Origin of the sequence: Hymenobacter canadensis (assembly GCF_027359925.1) — a bacterium.
GTDB lineage: Bacteria > Bacteroidota > Bacteroidia > Cytophagales > Hymenobacteraceae > Hymenobacter > Hymenobacter canadensis.
Map to the genome: position 1 here is coordinate 2211469 of NZ_CP114767.1, position 20238 is coordinate 2231706.

At 64.3% G+C, this 20238-nt stretch carries 16 protein-coding genes; 10 read left to right on the plus strand and 6 right to left on the minus strand.

The features are described from left to right. Positions 1-229: 229 nt before the first annotated feature. The 5 genes from O3303_RS09530 to O3303_RS09550 all read left to right on the plus strand — a co-directional run bounded on the left by O3303_RS09530 (position 230) and on the right by O3303_RS09550 (position 7463). On the plus strand, positions 230-3355 hold the full coding sequence (locus O3303_RS09530) for a SusC/RagA family TonB-linked outer membrane protein (protein WP_269561829.1): 3126 nt from the start codon (positions 230-232) through the stop codon (positions 3353-3355). A 99-nt stretch (positions 3356-3454) separates the two neighbouring features. Further along, complete coding sequence (locus O3303_RS09535; protein WP_269561830.1) at positions 3455-5014, plus strand: SusD/RagB family nutrient-binding outer membrane lipoprotein; 1560 nt, start codon at positions 3455-3457, stop codon at positions 5012-5014. Between the two features lie 43 nt (positions 5015-5057). Then, positions 5058-6347: a hypothetical protein gene (locus O3303_RS09540; protein WP_269561831.1), complete on the plus strand. Its 1290-nt coding sequence runs from the start codon at positions 5058-5060 to the stop codon at positions 6345-6347. A 158-nt stretch (positions 6348-6505) separates the two neighbouring features. Further along, positions 6506-6940 (plus strand): Fur family transcriptional regulator, encoded by a 435-nt coding sequence (locus O3303_RS09545; RefSeq protein ID WP_269561832.1) that lies wholly within the window; start codon positions 6506-6508, stop codon positions 6938-6940. A gap of 16 nt (positions 6941-6956) precedes the next feature. Beyond that, positions 6957-7463, plus strand: a complete 507-nt coding sequence (locus O3303_RS09550) for a hypothetical protein (protein ID WP_269561833.1) — start codon at positions 6957-6959, stop codon at positions 7461-7463. Positions 7464-7718: 255 nt separating this feature from the next. Here the strand turns inward: O3303_RS09550 and O3303_RS09555 are convergent, their stop codons facing one another. The 4 genes from O3303_RS09555 to O3303_RS09570 all read right to left on the minus strand — a co-directional run bounded on the left by O3303_RS09555 (position 7719) and on the right by O3303_RS09570 (position 12074). After that, positions 7719-9506 (minus strand): glycoside hydrolase family 10-like protein, encoded by a 1788-nt coding sequence (locus O3303_RS09555; protein ID WP_269561834.1) that lies wholly within the window; start codon positions 9504-9506, stop codon positions 7719-7721. 259 nt (positions 9507-9765) lie between these two features. Continuing rightward, positions 9766-10392 (minus strand): M15 family metallopeptidase, encoded by a 627-nt coding sequence (locus O3303_RS09560; protein ID WP_269561835.1) that lies wholly within the window; start codon positions 10390-10392, stop codon positions 9766-9768. Further along, positions 10389-11702, minus strand: a complete 1314-nt coding sequence (locus O3303_RS09565; RefSeq protein WP_269561836.1) for a serine hydrolase — start codon at positions 11700-11702, stop codon at positions 10389-10391. The genes O3303_RS09560 and O3303_RS09565 overlap by 4 nt, the downstream gene beginning before the upstream one ends. Positions 11703-11780: 78 nt before the next feature. Continuing rightward, entirely contained in the window at positions 11781-12074 is a 294-nt protein-coding gene (locus O3303_RS09570; protein WP_269561837.1) for a hypothetical protein, read from the minus strand. 160 nt (positions 12075-12234) lie between these two features. Between O3303_RS09570 and O3303_RS09575 the strand changes: the two genes are divergently transcribed. Then, positions 12235-13080, plus strand: coding sequence for a hypothetical protein (locus O3303_RS09575; RefSeq protein ID WP_269561838.1), 846 nt, complete (start codon positions 12235-12237; stop codon positions 13078-13080). A 19-nt stretch (positions 13081-13099) separates the two neighbouring features. Here O3303_RS09575 and O3303_RS09580 read toward each other — a convergent pair whose 3' ends face one another. Next, positions 13100-13954 carry an FkbM family methyltransferase gene (locus O3303_RS09580; RefSeq protein ID WP_269561839.1) on the minus strand — a complete coding sequence of 285 codons (855 nt, stop codon included), beginning with the start codon at positions 13952-13954 and terminating at the stop codon, positions 13100-13102. 273 nt (positions 13955-14227) lie between these two features. On the opposite strand from O3303_RS09580, the gene O3303_RS09585 reads away from it, so the two are divergent. From O3303_RS09585 to O3303_RS09600, 4 genes are all read left to right on the plus strand, one after another. Further along, on the plus strand, positions 14228-15076 hold the full coding sequence (locus O3303_RS09585; RefSeq protein WP_269561840.1) for a rhomboid family intramembrane serine protease: 849 nt from the start codon (positions 14228-14230) through the stop codon (positions 15074-15076). Between the two features lie 229 nt (positions 15077-15305). Next, the gene (locus O3303_RS09590) at positions 15306-16217 is read left to right on the plus strand and encodes a T9SS type A sorting domain-containing protein (protein ID WP_269561841.1); all 912 of its coding nucleotides are present in this window, start codon (positions 15306-15308) and stop codon (positions 16215-16217) included. Positions 16218-16433: 216 nt separating this feature from the next. Further along, positions 16434-17345, plus strand: a complete 912-nt coding sequence (locus O3303_RS09595) for a T9SS type A sorting domain-containing protein (protein ID WP_269561842.1) — start codon at positions 16434-16436, stop codon at positions 17343-17345. Beyond that, a complete protein-coding gene (locus tag O3303_RS09600; protein ID WP_269561843.1) occupies positions 17342-18559 on the plus strand; it encodes an esterase/lipase family protein in 1218 nt (405 codons plus the stop codon). The genes O3303_RS09595 and O3303_RS09600 overlap by 4 nt, the downstream gene beginning before the upstream one ends. Positions 18560-18651: 92 nt before the next feature. Here the strand turns inward: O3303_RS09600 and O3303_RS09605 are convergent, their stop codons facing one another. After that, positions 18652-20217 (minus strand): alpha/beta hydrolase family protein, encoded by a 1566-nt coding sequence (locus O3303_RS09605; protein ID WP_269561844.1) that lies wholly within the window; start codon positions 20215-20217, stop codon positions 18652-18654. Positions 20218-20238 lie beyond the last annotated feature (21 nt).

Here is a 20238-nt window from a genome sequence, read left to right on the forward strand (position 1 = left end):
TCCCGACTTTTTTTTCTACCCACCGGTTATTCCGATTCATTCACCCCGGAAAAACCGCTAAAAAGCCTGCTATACGCCCTTTTTTATGGCCAACGCATTACTCTGTTGTTTGCTGTCCGCGTGCCTGTTCCAGGGCCGGCCGAAACCAGACTGCGACTAGCAGCCCGGTTTCGGCCGTTTCTTTTTCGCTTATCTCTCACTCACCCCACACCTTCCCCCCTTCCTCTCTATGAACAGACTCTACTTGCTAGCGCCGGTCCTGAGCGTGGCGGCGGCCCTCCCCGGCTACGCCCAGCAGAACCTGCGCACGGTCACGGGCATCGTGACGGATGCCACCAATACGCCGCTGCCCGGCGTGACGGTGCTCGTGAAAGGCACCACCAACGGCGCCAGCACCGGCACCGACGGGCGCTACTCGCTGCAGGCAGCCCCCGGCAGCACGCTCAGCTTCAGCTTCATCGGCTACACCAGCCAGGAGCGCGCCGTCGGACCCGACGGGGCTGTGGATATCAGCCTGAAGGAGAATACCACGGCCCTGAACGACGTCATCGTAACAGCCTTCGGCATCAAGCAGGAGCGCCGCCAGGTGAACTACGGGGCGCAGGAAGTCACCAGCAAGGACATCATCGAGTCGCGCCAGCCTAACATTGTAAATGCCCTGCAGGGCAAGGTGGCGGGTGTGCAGGTAACCAGTTCGGGTGGCGGGGCCGGCGAAGGAGCTTCCATCGTTATCCGGGGCGGCAACTCGCTCGATGGCGACAACCAGCCGCTGTTCGTGATTGACGGCATTATCATGGACAACACTTCTTTTTCGGAGTCGACGGCGCCGGGGGGCGGCTCGGCCTTCAACGGGTTGCTGGGCCGCTCGGTGTCGTCGCAGAACCGCGCCGCCGACATCAATCCCGAGGACGTGGAAACCATGACCGTGCTGAAAGGCGCGGCCGCGGCGGCCCTCTACGGCTCGCGGGCGGCCAGCGGCGCCGTTATCATCACCACCAAGAAAGGCAAAGCCGGCGTCGTGACCGTGGACTACCGCACGCAGGTGTCTGTGGACGAGGTAAACCGCCTGCCCAAGCTACAGGGCGTATACAAGCAGGGTGCGCTAGGCGTCTTCGATCCGACCACGCGTATTTCGTGGGGGCCGCAGTTTGCGCCCGGCGAAACGGTGTACGACAACCTGGGCGACTTTTACAAAACTGCCTACAACTTCCAGAACTACCTGACCGTGACGGGTGGCACCGAGAAAGGCTCGTTCCTGCTCTCGGCCTCGCACCTCGACCAGACCGGCGTGGCCCGCAGCTCGGAGTTCGACAAGAGCACCGTGCGGCTGTCGGGCACGCTGCAGGTATCGCCGAAGATCCGGGCGCAGGGCTCGGCGCAGTACCTGAACTCGGGGGGCCGCCGGCCGCTGCAGGGCCCCGGCCTGTTTGGCGGTTCGGGCGGCTTTATGGTAAGCTTGCTGACCTGGCCCCGTAACGATGACACCCGCAACTACCTCAACCCCGATGGCACCCGCCGCCGCCTGATTGGCGGCATCGGCAGCTCCGACGCCGACAACCCCTACTTCACGGTAGAGCGCAACCCGATTACGGACCGCACCAACCGCCTCATCGGCAACGCCCAGCTGACGTACGACCCCTTCAAGTGGCTGACCATTAGCTACAACTTGGGCACTGACTTGTATACTGAGCGGCTGCGCTCCGTCCGGGCGGTGGGCACCTCGCAGCCCGGCAACCAGGACGGCGGCATTTCGGAAACTACCACCCAGAACCGACTGCTCAACTCCAACCTGACGGCTATTCTATCGCACTCATTTTCGGAAAACGTGGGCGCCACGCTGCTGCTGGGCAACACCGTGGAGCAGGGCCTGCGCGAAACCACCGACATCATCGGGCTGGTGTTTCGCTCGCCCAACTTCAACTCCATCAACAACACCGTGAACCGCGGCGCGCTGACGACCAACTCGTTGCGGCGACTGGTGGCCAACTTCGCCCGCGTCAACCTGGATTTGTTCAAGCAGGTGACGGTGGAGGCAAGTGTGCGCCTCGACCAATCCTCGACGTTGCCGCGGCCCAACCTAAACAAGAATTACGGCAAGCCCTTCGTCTATGGCTCGGCTACGCTGGGCTACGAATTTTCGCGCACGCTGGGCCTCGACAACAGTTCCATTATGAACTACGGCAAGCTACGGCTGGCCGTGGCCGAAGTGGGCAAGGATACCGCCCCCTACCGCGTGGAGTCGCCGCTGGCCCAGAGCACCTACATCGGAGCCGGCTTCCGGCCGGGCTTCTTCGGCTCGAACGCGCTGCTCAAGCCGGAGCGCACCCGTTCCTATGAGGCTGGCCTGGACTTCCAGTTCCTGAAAGGCCGCCTGGGCCTGGATGCCGGCGTGTACTACTCGGAAACCCGCGACCAGCTGATTGCGCCCCGCGTCAGCCAAGCCTCGGGCTACATTCTGCAGTACATCAACGGCGGTACCGTTACCAACAAGGGTGTGGAAATTGCCCTGAACGGCCGGCCTGTGCAGACGGCTTCGGGCTTTACCTGGGACGTGCTGGCCAACTTCTTCCACAATCAGAACCGCGCCAAAAAGTTACCCAGCTTCCTGACCGAAGTCAACCAGTCGGATGCCTTTGTAATTGATGTGGCCCGGGGCAGCGCATTCCCCAACCGGCCCATCACGTCCATCGGCGTGCAGGACTACGCCCGCGTGACGGATACTTCGTCGCCGTATTTCGGGCAGGTGATTATCAGCCCCACCACCGGCTATCCGTCGGTGGTAGCGGGCACCTACGTGTACGCCGGCGACCGGGCCCCGCAGTTCACCACCCAGATTACTAACACACTGGCCTACAAAGGCCTGTCGCTGGCCTTCATGATGGACTTCCGCAAGGGCGGCGACGTGGTGAACGGCAACGAGTGGGTGACTGTGCGCTCGGGCCTGAGCAACAAGACCCTGGACCGCAACAAAACCGCCGTTATCGAGGGCGTGGTGCGCGCTTCCGACGGCTCGTATTCGCCAAACACGCGCCCCGTGGAGCTGACGCAGGGCTACTTCATCAACCAGATAGCCGGCACCGGCTGGGCTTTCGTGGAAGATGGCTCCTGGACGCGCCTGCGGTACGCTACGCTGGCCTACCGGCTGCCGGCCGCGTGGCTGGGCAAGAGCTTCGTGAAAGGCGCTGAGCTGAGCGTGACGGGCCGCAACCTGGTGCTGTTTACCAATTACTCTGGCGCTGACCCCGAAACGGCCGCGGCTGGTGCCGGCGTGCGCGGCGGCGGCTCCGGCGGCTTCGACTACGGCAGCACGCCCGCTACCCGCGGCGTGGACATGGCCCTGCGCGTGAATTTTTAATTGAATTGTTGCATTGCCTAATGGCTAAATGACTGAACGTTCAGCGAGCATCCAGAACAAATAATCATTTGCTAATTAAGCAATTAAGCCATACATAACATGAAAAAATATCTTCTCCTTCTGGGTTTGCTGGCAGGTGGCGGGGCCCTGAGCTCGTGCGAGAGTTTCCTCGACGTCAACACCGACCCTAATAACCCCATCAGCTCGACGCCTAACTTCCTGCTGCCCGGCGGCATTTCCCAGGCTTTCCAGCAGCAGATGTTCACGTCGCTGGTGACGGCTTACATCACGCAGCACATTGTGCGGCGGGCACCGGCCTCCAGCACCGACCAGTACTACTTTGCCACCGGCAACGGCAACAACACCTTCAACTACTTCTACTTCTACGCGTCGGGCAACCTGCGCGCCACCATCACGGCCGCCGAAGCGGAAGGCTCGCCCTATTATGTGGGGGCGGCCAAAATCACGCAGGCCATGTCCCTGGCTCACCTCACCGACATGATGGGCGACGTGCCGTTCACGGAGGCTTTCCAGGGCGGTGGCAACTTCTCGCCCACGTACGACCCGCAGGAGCAGATTTACGCCACCATTTTTCGGCTGCTGGATGAGGGCGAGCAGGAAATGTTGAAGCCGGCCTCGGCCAACGTGCGCCCGCTCTACACCACCGTGCCCAGCCCCAGCGGCGACATTCTGTACCGCGGCGACGCCACCAAGTGGATCAAGCTAGCCTACTCATTGCGGGCCCGCCAGTTGCAGCACCTCACCAGGAAAAGCACCTACAACGCCCAGGGCGTGCTGGCCGCCCTGGACAAGGGCTTCACCTCCTCGGCCGATGATGCGCAGCTGCAGATGGAAGTGCCTATACCGCCCGTGACGGGCAGCACCAGCATTTTCGGGACGGCGCGGGCCAACTTCGCTGGGGCCACGTTCTCGGTGAATCTGCTGCGTTACCTCAACGGCAGCTCCGCCAACGCCACCTACCCAGGCGTGACGGACCCGCGCCTGCCCGTAATGGCCACCAACGTGAGCGTGGGCACCAACCCCGGCGTATCGGGCGGCACGCCCATCGCCCAGACCGGCGGCGCCTCCGACTTCTACTCCGGCTGGTATGCCCGCGACCTGGGCTACCACGAAATCATCACCTACCACGAGCTGAAGTTCATTGAGGCCGAAGCGGCCTTCCTGGCCGGCGACCGGAACCGTGCCCTGCGCGCCTACCGGCAGGGTATTGAGGCGCACATCCGCAAGATTGGCGTAGGCGGCACGTTTGCTTCGCAGGGCCTCACCGTCACGTTCCCGATCCTGACCCAGCAACAGATTGATGGCTACCTCAGCAGTGCGGCCGTGGCCCAGACCGAGGCCCAGCTGGATCTGAAGCGCATCATGGAGCAGAAATACATTGCGCTGTTCCTGAATCCGGAGGCGTGGTCGGATATGCGGCGCTACGATTTCCGCTCCGATATCTATGTAAATCTGGCCTACCCGACGGGTGTGAATCCCATCTTCAACCCGGTTCCTGCCGACCCCACGCAACGCAAATTCCCACGCCGCCTGCTGCCGGCTCTCACCGAAACCCAGTACAACCCGCAGAACGTGCAGGCCATTGGGGGCCTCGACCCGGACTACGCTACCCGCCCCGTGTGGTGGGACCAGCGGTAGCGCTGCGCCGGTGTATTTTCTCTCCTTCTGATGTGCTCTCTCTATGCAGTTACTTTCTAACCTTCGAGCCCTGGCGCAGCGCCCGTGGCCCCTGTTGCTGGCCCTGGCCGGCCTGGCCGCCACCGCCTGCGACGACGACTTTGAGCCGCCCTACGCGCTTACCGGCGACGGTGGTTTCTCTACGATTGGGGCCGCGCCGGCAGGCCTGCGCACCAAGTATGCCCCTGGCGAGGTGGTGAACCTGCTGGTTGGCTTCAATGCTGCTGACAAAGTCCGGGACTTTACCGTGTTCCAGGTTATTGGCCGGACGGACTCCGCCATAGTAAGAACGCTGCCTCCCACCAACCCTGTTTTCGACTCGCGGGCGGGCATTACGTCCCAGCCGATTGCCTACACCGTGCCTAACCTGCCCAACCAGACGGCCGTGCGGGTGGATGTGACGACGACGTTTGAGAACGGGGCTACCCGTCGCCAGCGCTTCACCTACAACGTGGCGGCCCGCCCTACCCTGCGTTTCGGCACCACGGCCTCACCGACTACCATCACCACCTTCCGCAACAACCTGGCGGCCACGGCACAAGCTGAAAACGACATCATTGGGTACAATCTGGTGCTGAATGAAGGCGGCATTGCCACCGTACCGACTCCGCCTTCCACGGCCACGCTGTTTAAGAACGTGGATAGCCTGACCACTTATTACCGCATCGGCACGGGCCGGCGGGTGCGGACCAGCACTATCCTCAACCCCAGCACCGGCGCGGCCAACGCCCGCACCGTGGACGTAACGGTGCCCCGCGGCGCACAGGGCCAGGCCGTGACGTTCGTATTCAAAGCCTTTTCCGGGCCCGATTCGGCAGTAGTCACTACAGCGGCGCTCAACGTGGTAGCCCCCACGGCCCTGAGCCGGGTACGCACCGGCCGCGTAACGGCGGGCCCCAGCGCCCCGCAGGATTCCGTAGCCTTCGACCTGCGTCTGGGAGCCAACGTGGCGGCCAGCGCACCGGCCACTACCAAAGACCTGTTTGCCAGCGGCGTATTCGGCACCACGGTCAACCTTTCTTCGGCTAATACCACCGTGTACTACCGCATTCCGGTAGCCACGGCTGCCACCGGCTACTACACCACGGCTTCGGCCAATGCCGTAGGCACGCTGCTCTACCAGAATGCGGCTTCGCTGACCGGCATTACTGCCCTGCCCGGCGCCGTGGCTGCCGGCGACCTGTTCGCCGTGCGCGTGCGCGGGGCCGAACCCATGCTGCTTCGCATAGTGGGCGTGAAACCCAGCACGGCCGGCTCCACGGCGCGTGTCGTGTTCGAGTATCGCGCGTTCTAGCGCTGACTAGCACTTACCTCTCCCTGAACAGCCCGCTGGTACTTCCGGCGGGCTGTTTGCGTTATCATGACGCCAATTCCGAGCGTACCGGAAGCTATTACGGCCGTAAGCCTCGCCAGGCAAGCGGCCCAAGTCTGGGTGAATCCGTAATTTTGCTTATGCCTTTTACCGCCCGCATCAACGAAACCCTGGCCCGTCACGCATTGCGCGCTACTCCCATCCGGCGGCAGGTGCTGCAGGTGCTGCTGAGCCGGCCCTACGCGCTATCCAGCAACGACATCGAGCAGGCGCTGGGCGAGGCGGGCATCGACCGGATTACGCTCTACCGCACCCTGCGCACCTTCGAGCAGCAGGGCGTGATTCACCGCGTCATCGACGCCACCGACATCATCCGCTATGCGGCCTGCGCCACTGGCTGCACCGAGCACGCGCACTACGACAACCACGTGCATTTCAAGTGCACCACCTGCCAGCACACGTATTGCCTCAATCAGGTTTCCATCCCGCCAGTGGTGCTGCCGGGCCGGTTTCAGGCCGAGCGCAGCGACTACCTTATGTCGGGCGTGTGCAGCCAGTGCCGTCCCGTTGCCTAGCCTGCATTACTGTTCTATGCTGATTCCCTGGCTTTCCACGCGGCGCGTCCCGGTACTGTTTGGATGTCTGACGACACTGCTGTTGCTGCTGACTGCGGCCGGCACAGCCCAGGCTCAGGCGCCGCTCACGGGCCGGTGGAGTTTGCGCCAGATTGCCTTTGAGGCCCCCGCCACCCTGCCGGACTCACTGCAGGAAAAGCTCTTCCACAGCCCGGCCGCCGAAACCAACATCGGCATCAGCAACGGCGAGCTGACGCTGGTAGTGGAGTTTCGCCCCGACAGCACCTATACCTACACCACCACCCGTGGCGGCCGCCTGGTCCTCACCGAGCAGGGAACCTACTCCGTGCGCCGCAACCAGCTCTACACCCGCAGCTCCCAAACCACCGACGACCCGCTGTTCAACGGGCAGCTACTGCTGGAACTCACGCGCCGCAAGCTGCTGCTCCAGACGCCCATCTGGCAGCCCGAGCTACAGATTTTCGAGCAGCTGGAATACGTGCGGCTCCCGGCGAAAAAGTAACGGGGCCGTGAAAACGATGTAGAGACGCGACACTTCGCGTCTCGTCGTTGCTGACGTTGTTACGTTAATCGTCATGCTGAGCTTGCCGAAGCATCTCTACCTCCAACTAACCAACGGCCTTGCAACGAAGCGGTAGAGATGCTTCGGCAAGCTCAGCATGACGTTCCAATCAATTGCGCCTGCTTTTACACCCAACGTCAGCAACGACGAGACGCAAAATATTGCGTCTCTACATCGTTCAGCAGCAAACACCTACTACCGGCCGCCAAATATCCGGCTGAAAAAGCCGCGCTTTTTCTTGGGTTTGACTTTGGTCTTCACCTTCGTGACGGGGCCGGCCGAAGCGGCGGGGCGCGAGGCGGCCGGGCGCGGCGTGGGCACCACTACGGCGGGGGCAGCCGGGGTTGGGGCGGTGGCTACCGGGGCGGGTGGCGCGGGCGTTTCGGTGGGGGCCTGGGCTAGGATGATTTCGCCGGGACGGCCGGTGCTGCGCACGCTCACGGGGCGGCTTTCGTTGTGCAGCCTATCCACGGCCGTGAGGTAGTAGGCGTAGGCGTGGCCAATACGGGCCGCGGTATCGGTGTAGGCCAGCAGGCCGCCGGTGCGGGGGCGCACCACGGTCAGGATGCGGCGCGGATCGTTGGGGGTCGGCGTTTCGCCGTCCTCGAAGCGGTAGATGACATAGTACGCAGCCAGGTCGCCATCGGCGGCGGCCGGGGCGGGCTGCCAGGTGAGGATGTTGCTCGGCAGCGCGGCCGTGAGCGTCAGGCCCTGGGCCGGGCGGGGCGGTACGGCATCCAGCCACGGCATGGTGGGCACCAGCGCCGGGTACCGGAACAGGTTCTGCCGCAGCGAGTCGGTGGTGTGCAGCGCATTGGCCAGCAACGACTTCGCGCTGAAGAACACGCTGCCGCCCACTTCGGCCGGGAATGTGCGGTTGAAGCGAATCTGGCGAGGCAGCTCGCGCGGGTTGCGCCAGGTGGTGTCGGCCTTGGTGCTTTCCAGCATGCGGTAGGCCCCGTGCCCGATGTAGAGGTGGCGGCCGTTGGCGTTGCGCGCCCACCACTCCACCAGCACCGGATACTGCGCCACCTTGAAATTGGAGCTCCAATACAGCTGCGGCAGCAGGTAGTCGACCCAGCCTTGGCGCACCCACTCCAGCGCGTCGGCGTAGAGGCCGTCGTAGCCCTGGAAGGCCTTAGTGGCCGAGCCGTTGGGGTCGGTGGCTTGGTTGCGCCACACGCCGAAGGGCGAGATGCCGAACTTCACCCAGCGCTTGGTGCCCTGGATGGAGCCGTGCAGGTCGCGGATGAGTAGGTTCACGTTCTGGCGGCGCCAGTCGGCCAGCTTCAGGTTGTCGGGGTTGAAGCGGGCGAAGGCGTCCTCGTCGTGGATGGTCTGGTTGGCCTCCGGGTACGGATAGAAATAGTCGTCGAAGTGCACGCCGTCGATGTCGTAGCGGCTGACCACATCCAGAATCACGCGGTTGATGTACTGGCGCACTTCCGGCAGGCCGGGGTTATAGAGCAGCTTGCCCGAAAAGCGGATAAACCACTCCGGGTGCTGGCGGTACGGGTGGTTGGCGGCCAGCCGGCGCGTCACGGTGTCCATGGTGGCCCGGTAGGGGTTGAACCAGGCGTGAAACTCCATGCCGCGGGCGTGGGCTTCCTCAATCAGGAAGGGCAGCGGGTCGTAGGCGGGGTTGGGGGCTTTGCCCTGGGTACCGGTCAGCCACTTGCTCCAGGGCTCCAGGCTGCTCTGGTAGAAGGCATCCGACGCGGGCCGCACCTGCACAAACACAGCGTTGATGCCGTTGCGCTGCTGGGCATCAAGCAGCCGGATGTACTCGCGGCGCTGCTGCTCCGGCGAGAGGGTGCGGGCGCTGGGCCAGTCGATGTTCTCCACCGTCGCAATCCAGACGCCGCGCAGTTCGCGCTTGGGCGGCGTATCGGCGGCAGTGGCGGGGCGGCAGGAGGCGGCCAGCAGGCCGGAAGTCAGGAGCAGGAAAAGAGCGAGGCGGCCAGCGGCAAACAATCGGAACATCAGCACGAAAACAGGGAATCAGCCTGCAAATTACGCACATAAGCGGCCGGATTGGAATAGGCGCTGGTTTTCCGCCGGTCCGACGTCGCAGGCGTCCGACCGGTTGCCGTCCGCTTCGCCTTGACGATGCCACCCTAACACCAACGAAGCAACATCAGCACGCGGCAACCGGTCGGACCGCTACCGCCGTCGGACCGGCAGGACCGGCAGTTTTTCCAGCGCCGGACCGGCAGGGCCGGCGGGCGCGTGCAATGCGCCCCTACAGCGGCACGTCCAGCAGGTCGAACTCCGCCCAGCGGTGATGGTCGAAGTGCCACCATTCGCCCGGGTAATTGACGAAGCCGTGCGCGCTCATGGCGGCCAGCAGCCAGCCTCGGTGGCGGCGGGCCGGGGCCGAAACAGGCTCGTAGGCGGTGTGGGCGGCGGGCGTCAGGTCATCGAACTCGGTGGGCATGGGCAGCGGGTGGCCGGTGGCCAGATCCACGAGGCCCACGTCGAGGCTGGCGCCGCGGTTGTGGCGGGAGCCGCGCCAGGGCGGGGCGGCGTACTGCTCGTCCTGCACTTTTTCCCAGAGGCGCACCGTGGCGCGGTAGGGCCGGTAGGCATCGTACACAAGCAGGCCGGCGCCGTGCCGGGCCAGGGCGGCCTGCACCCGCACCAGATCCAGGGCGGCGGGCCGGGCCAGCAGCGCGGCGGCGCGGGCATAGAGCGGCGCGCCCAACAGGTTGTGGGGCGTGGCGTAGCGGATATCCAGGCGCAGGCCCGGCACCACCTCCGCCAGGTTCACCAAAGCGTGGTCGGGGTGGCGCTGCACCAGCTGGCGGTACTCGGCAGCGCTCAGCACGCGCGGGCCGGCGGGAGTCGGCTCATTCAGGTGCTCCGTCATGGGGCGTCGTCAGTGGGAGTGGCGCGGTAGTCGAGGCGGAAGCGGCGGAGGTCGGGGGCGTGGCGGCGGGGGCGCTGCTGCTCGTAGCGCAGCACGGCCTGGCCCAGGTCGCGCAGAAACGGGAAACCGATGGTGTCGTAGTCGTACTTGTCGTCGTTGAGGATGCCGTCGGAGTTGGTATATATGACGGCCGACAGCAGAAACTCCACGTTGCGCTCCAGGTCCACGACGTAGGCGTTGTCAATCAGGAAGCCATACGCCTGCCCGATTTTGTTGAACACCCGCACGCCCGACGGCAACGGCGCGATACCGCCGCCGCCCAGCAGAAACTTGGCGTAGGTGTCGGGGAAGTGCGCCACGTCGTAGCGTGGGGCCTGGCTTTCGCGGGGCAGCATGGAGAGGTAGCGGTGCAGGAAGCGGTAGTCGGCCTCGGCCAGCGCAAACCGCTGGCGGGCGGGCACGGCCTCCGGAAACAGCAGCGCCCGCAGCACCTGCTGCTGCTCCTGCAGCGGGAAATAGTTCTTGCTGCCCAGATCCAGCGGCTCGGGCACCAGCACCGTGTTTTCCTGCCCGTCCACGGCGCGCCCGCCCTGCATGTAGCCGCGCCCGATCCGGAAATCGGTGGCGGGCAGCGGCCCGATGTTATAGGCGGCGGGCTGCACGTAGAGCGGCCGGCTCAGGGTGGTATCGGCGTAGAACGCCAGCGGGTTGGTGTGGCGAGAGCCCGGCTCCTGGTCGCCCACGGAAAGCCGGTGGATCAGGCGGGTTTCGGGCAGGCCGCGGCGGCGCAGCTGCTCATTAATCTCCTGCTGCCCCACAAACTCGTAGAGCCGGTTGAAAGCGTCATTATCACTCACCAGCAGCACCTTGCGGATATATTGCCCGATGCTGGCGCGCCCACTCCGGGCCGAGGTGTCGCGCAGCACGGCAGTCTGGCCGGCAAAGGAGGTGTCGATGCGCAGCGGTGAGGCGGCGCTCAACTCCGGCACCTGGGCACGCAGGGTGCGCAGCTTCTGCAGGGCCAGCGCGGCGGCCGGCAGCTTCACGGTGCTGGCTGGATAGAAATACTGGGTGGCCGGCGCCCCGTAGCGGAACGTGCGGAAGTGCGGCCGCCCGCGCCCGTCGCGGTTGATCTGGGTGTACAGGATCTGCACGCGGTAGGCGGCCGGGTCGCGCAGGATGCGGCCGAAACGGGCCGTATCGGCCTGCAGCAGCTCGGTGAGCGGGTTGCGGCCGCGCTGGGCGGCTGCCGGCCCGGCCGGCGCCAGCAGCGCGGCGGCGGCAGTCAGCGAAAAAACAAAAGCCCTCATGCGGCGAAAGATAAAGTCTTCCGCCGCATGAGGGCTGCAAGGCAGTAGCGTGAAAGGCTCTTTCGCGCTACCAACGGGCTATTCAGCCCACTGGTCGTTTTTCTTTTTTGGCGCGCCCTCGTCGTTGGCTTCGTCGGTGCCTTCGGCACCATTGGTCTGGCTGGCGTTGCCGTAGTCGCCGCGAATGCCGCTGCCGTCGCCCATGTTCTGCTGGGTGCTGGTGGCTTCGGGGTTGCCGCTGGCCTGGGCGTCGGCATCGTGCTGGGCTGGGATATCACCGCCGGTGCTCAACTGGCGGCCTTCCTGCTCGGAGGCGGCGTTGGGTGTGGTTTGGGCGTTCTGGTCGGAATTTGGAGTTTGGTCGGCGCTCATGGGAAGGGAAGTAAGAGGATGAAGCAGCGTCGCAGCTGGATGGCCACGCTGCCCGGTTATACGCGCCGGCTGCCGCCGGCGTTGGCGGCCGGCATGGTAGTCCGGCAGCTTTTTGCCAACTTGGAAGCCGATTATTCCTTCTGGCTGCTTTTATCCCGACATGTCTGCTCCTTCCGATTCCGAATTTATCCAGCAAAAAACCGACGCCGAGCTGCTGTATCTGGCCCGCAACCCGGAGCTGTACCATACCGACCTGGTAAACACGGCCCGCCGGGAGCTGCGCCGGCGCGGCATCAGCCCCGACCCGACCACGGAGTCGCAGCCGATGGGCAGCCACCTGCCGGTGTATGCCGACGACGAGCCGGCGCCAGCCCTGTGGCAGCGCCCGGCCCTGTGGATAGGGGTGCTGGTGGCCCTGCTGCTTGGCGGGCTGATCTACTGGCAAAACCAGCAGGCCGCCCGCCGCCAGGTTGCCGAGCAGGCCCGCAAAGAAGCCGGCCCGCCCGTGCTGGAAACCGTGCAAACCCGCCTGATTCCGGCCTTCGATTCGCTCACTCGGACCCAAATTGCGCAGGAGCTGCGCCAGCTGCCGGCCGCCGAGCGCACCCGCGACACCGTGGCAACCCGCAAATACCGGCTGCTGGCCGAGCGCTACTGGAAAGCTGAAAACCAGAGCACCTTCCTGCTAAAGCAGCTGCGCCAAACCCAGCCCGACGCCACCCTGCCTGGCCAAGCCAGCACCGTGCTGGAAGAGTGGCACCGCCTCAACAAAGCCCTGGCCTACGACCACAAGCTCACACCCGTACTCTCCGAGCGGGTGGAACTGATGCGCCGCGCCGCTTACCTGCGCATGGATCTGCTGCAGAACCTGAGCGGCCGCTACGGCAATGGGCTGCCCATCTACACGCCCCAGCTCGTCAGGCTGCAGGATTCGGCCACCGTGATGCGGGAAGCCCTGCTCAGCCGCGACAAGTGGACCGCCCGCCTGCGGCGCGGCACGCTGTAAACCAGACGACCATCCTGGCTTAAGCAGCCTCATCGAGGAAGTACAGATTCTTGAGTATGCTGCCTTTAAAGGTGTAGTTGCGGGCCAGCAGAAACGTACTGATTGGGTGGTCCAGCGGATACAGCGGGTCGAAATCCTCGGCTTCCACCATCACCAGCCGGGGCCGATACACGCCGAAATCCAGGGATTCCAGCACCGGAAGGTCAAATTCTTCGGCGTCTATCGTGAGCAAGTCGAAGCGGGCCGGCGCGTGGCACTCGTTCAGGATGGCCGTGAGCGTGCGGGGCTGCACCTGCCGCGTGCGCTCAATTTCTTCGCCCTGCGCCAGGTACTGCGGCACGTACTGCGGGTCAGCCGTGGACAGGACGTTGTTGCCGAACTCCAGATACGCCAGCGGCTGCGACTCGTGCGAAACAAAGGCGCACACGGCCTGGTCGCGGGGCCGGATACGGCTGAACTTGCCAATCAGCTGCTCGTTGGCATCAATGCAGATACCGCGCCAGCCGCGCCGATACAGCAGGAACGTATTGGAAATGAAACGCGGCTCGTTGCAGCCCACTTCCACATAGAAGCCATTGTAGGTGACCAGCGGCTTGAGCAACGACTCGAGGAGGCGGTCTTCGCCGGTGTAGCCGTAGCTCAGCCGCATACTGCGCCCCAGCGGCAGCCGCAGCAGCCCCACCAGCACATACTTCAGGCTCCGCAGCCCTGACGACACCGGGCTCGACCACGAGAAAAACTGCCGGAAGCTCACGCGGCTTTCCTTTAGGACCAGGCCGGCTTGCGTAAATAGGGCCCGGGAGCTGGCATTGTGGTATAATTGTTTTGCCAGACGCTGTTGCGCCTGGGCTCGCAGAAATGCGGTAACATACATTAAAATAGATGACAAAAAGGCGTGGTGGGAAGGCGGAGCAGCAGGTCGTAAAAGCATAAATATAGTAAATTCATTCCCTTGGGATTCATCAAAAAGATAACATTTTATAGAAATAGTTACTATTCAGCTACTACCACCCACGGGCAGCTTGGCAGACTGCATACGCTGCCCGTGGGTGGCCGCTGGGTGCTGCTGGCCGGTTCTGGCAGAGTGCGTTCCCGGCTGCGGGCGTGGGCTGGTTCTTGATAGCGCTGAGCTTCTGAGCTCTGCCTTATGGAAACCCCGGTTCCTGAACCTCCTTTCGCGCACAAAACCGACGCCGAGCTGCTGCATCTGGCCCGGCAGGCTGGCTGCTACCCGGCCGTGGGCGCGGCGGCCGTGCAGGAGCTGCAGCGCCGCGGCCTGATTCCGGCGGAGCTGCCCGGAGCTACTACCGGGCCACCGCCCACGGCCGCCGCTACTGAGCCACAAGGCAGCACCCTGCGGCAAGCCGGCCGGCTGTTGCGGGCCATATTCCGGCCCCAGCGCGGCTACTTCACCACGCCGCTGCTGCTGCTGGCCAACCTGCTGCTATATGGCGCTATGGGCGTTCTGGGAGGCGTAAACCTGCTGGCGCCTGCCGGCTCCGACCTCATTGCCTGGGGCTCCAATTTCTCGGGGCTGGTGGTGGCCGAGCCTTGGCGGCTGCTCAGCGGCACGTTTCTGCACGGCGGGCCAGCCCACCTTTTCCTCAACCTGAGCGCCCTGCTCCTGCTGGGTTTGATGGCGGAGGCCAAAGCCGGAAGTGGGCGCTGGCTGCTGGTGTATCTGCTGAGCGGCGTGGGCGGCAGCCTAGCCAGCTTGTGGTGGCACAGCCAGGGCGTCAACTCTGTGGGAGCATCGGGGGCTATTTTTGGGCTGTATGGGCTGGTGCTGGCGTTGCTGCTGGGGCGCGGCGCGGCCCTGAGCCGCCAGGAGCGCGCCGGGCTGTTGGGGCTGCTGCTCTACTTCGCGCTCAGTAGCCTGGTGGGCGGCCTCTCGGGCCCCGCCGGCACCGACAATGCGGCCCATATAGGCGGACTGGCCACGGGGCTGGTAGCCGGGCTGTTGGGCACGCTGCGGCGCCGAATACGTCCTCAATAAGGCGTAGCTCAAGCGTTTCACCTGACCCATGCAACGCCACCTGCTTAATGCTACTCTCCAATTTGCAGCTAGTGGACACATGCGCCGTGGCCGAAAATTATTTTTTATATTTTAGGAACTTTTTTTTTGGCGCATGCAACACGGCATAGTTTTAGCGCGTCGGCTACTAAAGCAACATGTGCAGTTTGCTGATATCCTTTCTTACTTTTTTCCTCTCTTCCCAATTTCTATGAAGACTCTATTACCCTTGGCGGCCGGCGTACTGGCCCTTTTTAGCACTAGCGGCGCAATGGCGCAACAGGCCATTCCGAATGGCACCCTCGAAACCTGGGCGCAACGGGGCCTCTCTGAATCGCCACAGTCCTGGCTGACTCTGGACGACGTCATTGCGGAAATCCTGGGGCCGTTGCCCTTCTCCACTAATACCACAGTCAAGTCTACGGATAGGCGCAGCGGCTCTTTTGCGGCCAAGCTGGAAACCCAAAATTTTCAGGATAACTTCCCTGGATTTCTGGTGCTGGGAACTCGCATTGGCAACAGTAATACGCTTGGTGGGGGCATTCCATACACCGGCCGGCCAGCCAACCTGCAGTTCTACTACAAGATGACCGGCCCGGCCTCTGACTCCGCGGGGGTGCAGGTGGCGCTCTTCAAAACCGTGAACGGCAATCCCGAAGTTGTAGCTGACGCCTTTCAGATTCTGGCGCCTCAGGCTGGCTATACCCTGGTAACCCTACCCCTCACCTACCGCCGCGCCGATACGCCGGATACGCTGCAGATTACTTTTGCTTCCGGCCTGGCCGAAAACATAACGACTGGCACCGCCCTGTTTATTGACGATGTAAGCATGACCGGCACCGTGCAGGCGGCCCGAAATCCGGCTCTCGACGCGGCCCTCACGGTATACCCCAACCCCAGCCCCAACGGCGAATTCCGGCTGTCTTCGGTGGCAAACCCGGCAGTGGCTACTGCTCCTTATACCATCTCCGACGCCGCTGGCCGAATAGTGCGCACCGCTACGGCAGCCCCACTGAGCATAGCCGGCGGCCGGCCAGTAGAGCTGCGCGGCCTGCCTGCGGGCGTGTATCTGCTCCAACTCAATACCCCCGACGGCCCCGTTACGCGCAAGCTTATCCGGTAAACGCTCGTCGTACGCGCACCCCGTTTGCTTATACTCCTTTCGTCGGCTACGGCCGGCGGAGGGAGTTTTTTTATTTCCGGCGCAGCCGCACACAACAACATCAACCCGCTAATCATCACCTTTTTATGTGATTCACTGGCAGCTGCACACGTGGTATCTTTAGGATAGGTCAGCAGAAGGACTGCGGGCCTGTTCGCTCCTTACCACTGCCCGGCTATGAAAACGCTACTCTTTGTTACCTTTTGGCTTTCCTTTTTCACTTCCCTCCAACCGGTTTCGGCCCAGAGTGTACCCAACGGCGGCCTGGAAAACTGGACCACGCAGGGAGCCGCCGAATACCCGGCCAGCTGGCTCACCACCGACGCCGTTTATGCCGGGCAGGGCCTGCCCCTGACGCTGGGCACCGTCACGAAGAGCACCGACCGCAACTCCGGCAGCTTCGCGGCCAAGCTGGAAAGCAAGGCCGTATTCGGGGTGCAGTTTCCCTCATTTCTGATTCTGGGCTCGCGCTTTGTCAACTCCAACACCTTCGGGATTGGCGGCATTCCGTTCACGAGCCGACCCGCTTCGCTGCAGTTCTGGTACAAACTCACGCTGGCTTCCAACGACTCCGCCGGCGTGTATGTGGCCCTGACCCGGGGTGGTGGCCCAACTGCTCAGCTGGTTGGGGCCGGGGCGGCCATTTTGCCGGCGCGGGCCGGCTACGGCCAGTTTTCGCTGCCGATTACCTACGCCGTGGGCGTAGCGCCCGACTCTTTGCGGCTGTTTTTTCTGTGTGGCACCGGCGGCGTGGCGGCCAGTTCGTCGTTGTGGATAGATGATATTGGCCTGGCCGGCGCGGTAGCGGCCACCTCGGCCCCGGCCGCCACGCAGGCCGCCCTGAGCATCTACCCCAATCCCAGCGTGTCAGGCGAATTTGTCCTGGCTTCGCTCCCGCAACCCGCCGTAGCTACGGCGGCCTACCAGATTTTCAATGCCCAGGGCCAGCTGGTCCGGCAGCAGCCGGCCGCGCCGCTCAACGAAGCCAGCGGCCGCCGCGTAGATTTACGCGGGATGCCGGCGGGTGTGTATCTTTTGCACCTCAGCCCGCCCGATGGCCCGCTGCTGCGCAAACTTCTGATTCCGTGACCAAAAAACCGCCCCTCCCTGATCCGTCAGTTTCCCTTACTCCTACCTCGGACTCCCCGGCGCCCGACGGGGCCGCCCCCATTGCGGCCAGTTCGCCGGACCCCACCGCCCCATCAGCCCCGGACGACGACGCTTTACCAGAGGAGATGCCGGCGGCGGCGCCTTCGCGCTGGAAGCGGGCCATCCGGGCAGTAGGCCGGGCGGCTACGGTGCCCTTCAACACGGCCGGCTTTCTGTACCGCACGGGGCAGGAAAACATCCATTTTACCCTACCAGTGCTCAACGGAGCCTTCGGCGACCAGCTTGCCGAGCGCCAGGACCGCCGGGCTATTCTGATGAGTTTCCGCCGCCACGCCGCCGACGTGCCGGTGTCGGCGCTGCGCCTCACGCCGGGCACCAAAGGCCCGCGCAAGGTGGTGGTGTTCCTGCACGGCCTCATGGGCGACGAGGTAATCTGGCAGGCTGGCTCGGGCGAGGGCGGCCTGCGCTACGGCCCGCGCCTGCAGCAGGACACCGGCGCCGTGTGCCTCTACCTGCGCTACAACACCGGTTTGCACATCTCCCAGAACGGCCAGCTGCTCCACGCCCTGCTCACGGAGCTGCTCGCGGCCTACCCCGATGCCATCGGCCGGCTCTCGCTGGTGGGGCACAGCATGGGTGGGCTGGTTATCCGGTCGGCGGGGTATTATGCGGCCCAGGCGCCGCCGCCGGAAACCGGCGTTTCGTGGCTCACGCACCTGCAGGATGTGTTTCTACTGGGCGTGCCCAACGACGGCTCGTTTCTGGAGCAGAACAGCCACTTTACCTCGGTGGTGCTACGCAAAATCAACCTGCGCCCCACCCGCTTCATCAGCGGCCTGATTGACAAGCGCAGCAACGGCATCAAGGATCTGCGCCACGCCATTCTGGTGGATGACGACTGGCAGGACCCGCACGCCGACGACCTGTTTCCGCCCCGCACGCTGGTGCCGCCGCTGCCCGGCGTGCGCTACCATGTGCTGGTGGGCTCGCTGCTGAAATCGGCCAATTCCGCTTTGCACGACTACTTCGGCGACGGCCTCGTAGGGGCCGGCAGCGCCCTCGGCCGCGTCTTCGGCGACCCGGCCCTGCCGCCCGAGCAGCAGATCAGCACCCGCGTGTTCCCGAAGCTGCACCACGGCACCCTGCTTTCCAACCCCGAAGTATACCAATACCTGCGCGACCGGGTGCAGTAGCCAACCCCCATTTTCACCCATCAAAAAAGCAGCCCAGAAACCTCCATTACGGGGATATCTGAGCTGCTTTTCTTTTTGAATATAAACTCTGGCTACTCCTTTGTACGCGCCACAATCCAGGCGTGCAGGGTTTCGAGGGTGGATGTGGACACTACCGGGCGGGGCTGGCCGTTGAGCAGCGGCCACTCGGTGGTGGGCGCCTGAAACAGGTGGTTGGCCCCCTCGATTTTCTGGGTGGTCACGCGGGCGTTGCCTTTCAGGCCCTTGCCGAGCAGCTCCAGGTTGGTCTGGGCCTCGGCCATATCGTCGGCGGTGCCGTGCAGCAGCAGTACCGCACCCCGGGCTTGGCCAAGCTCCGGGCGCGGGTCCAGCTGCACGTAGTCGCGGTACCAGGGCGAGGTGAGGCGGGCTACGGCAGCCTGCACTGCTTCCGGTGGCAGGCCGGGCGCATCCTGCCGCACCATATTCGCCACGATGGCCTGCGCCTGAGCGGCGTCGGGGCTGTTGGCGATGATGTCGAGCATGGTGCGGCGGCGTTTGCGCTGAACCTCCATTCGCTTCTTGTCCTCTACTTTCTGGCGCAGGCGCTGCTGCTCCAGAAACGTGGCCACCTGCGCCGAATTGGAACCCGAAGCCCGGAGCTTGTTGGCCTGCGTCTGGGCCTGCTGGCGGGCCACATCCTGGCGGCGGGCCAGACTCAGCAGGGCCGTATCGGCGGCGCCGGCCCGCAGCAGCAACGACGGGCGCTGCTCCGAGAGCAGGTCGGTGCCGGGCAGGCCGGCAGCGGCCAGGGCCACCGTGAAGTTGGGCGGCAATGTTTGCGCCGCCGCCAGCAGGGCCACGTTGCCGCCCTGCCCGTGCCCGATCAGCCCGAGGTGGGCCACATCAATCATCGGCCGGGTGCGCAGAAAGCTCAGGGCCGCCTGGGCGTCGCGCAGGCGGGCCGCCACGGTAGCGGTAGCAGAGTCGCCGCCCGATTTGCCGATGCCCCGGTCATCAAGGCGCAGTACGGCCACGCCGCGGCGGGTGAGGTAGTCGGCCAGGTTGCCGAACAGAGCGAAGTCGCCGTATTGCGCGTCGCGGTTCTGGCTGTCCTGGTCGGAGAGCAGCACCACGGCCGGGAACGGGCCCTCGCCGGCGGGCACCGTGAGCGTACCGGCCAGCTGCAGGTGGTCGGTGGCGTTGGGCACCGTCACTTCCTCCACGCGGTAGGGCGGCGGAAACTTGAAGGTTTTGGGCGCCAGCGGCACGGCCGGCGGCACAAACAGCAGCGTGAGCGGCGTGGAGTAGCCGGGCTGCTGCCATACGCCCAGCAGCTGCAGGCCATCGGGGCTGCGGCGGCCCACAAAACGGCAGCCGGCCTGCTCGGCCTCAAACATGAGGGTGTCGCCGCGCGGCGTGACGGTCATCGGCTCCCGGTTGACGCGCTGCATGGGCACATCAAGCACAGCAAACCGGTTGCCATCGGCCAGCTCCGTGACGGTAATGGCCAAAGGCAAACTGCCGCCGGGCACGGCCAGGGCACCTTTCCACTGGCCTTCCAGCGAGTAGCGGCCGGGAGCCGGGGCCTGAGCCCGCACCTGGGCGCCAATCAGCAACAGCAAAAACAAGAGCAGCACCACTCCGACCCACGTTGAGCCGAAAACCAACTTTTTCATACTAACAAGAAATAAGCGAAG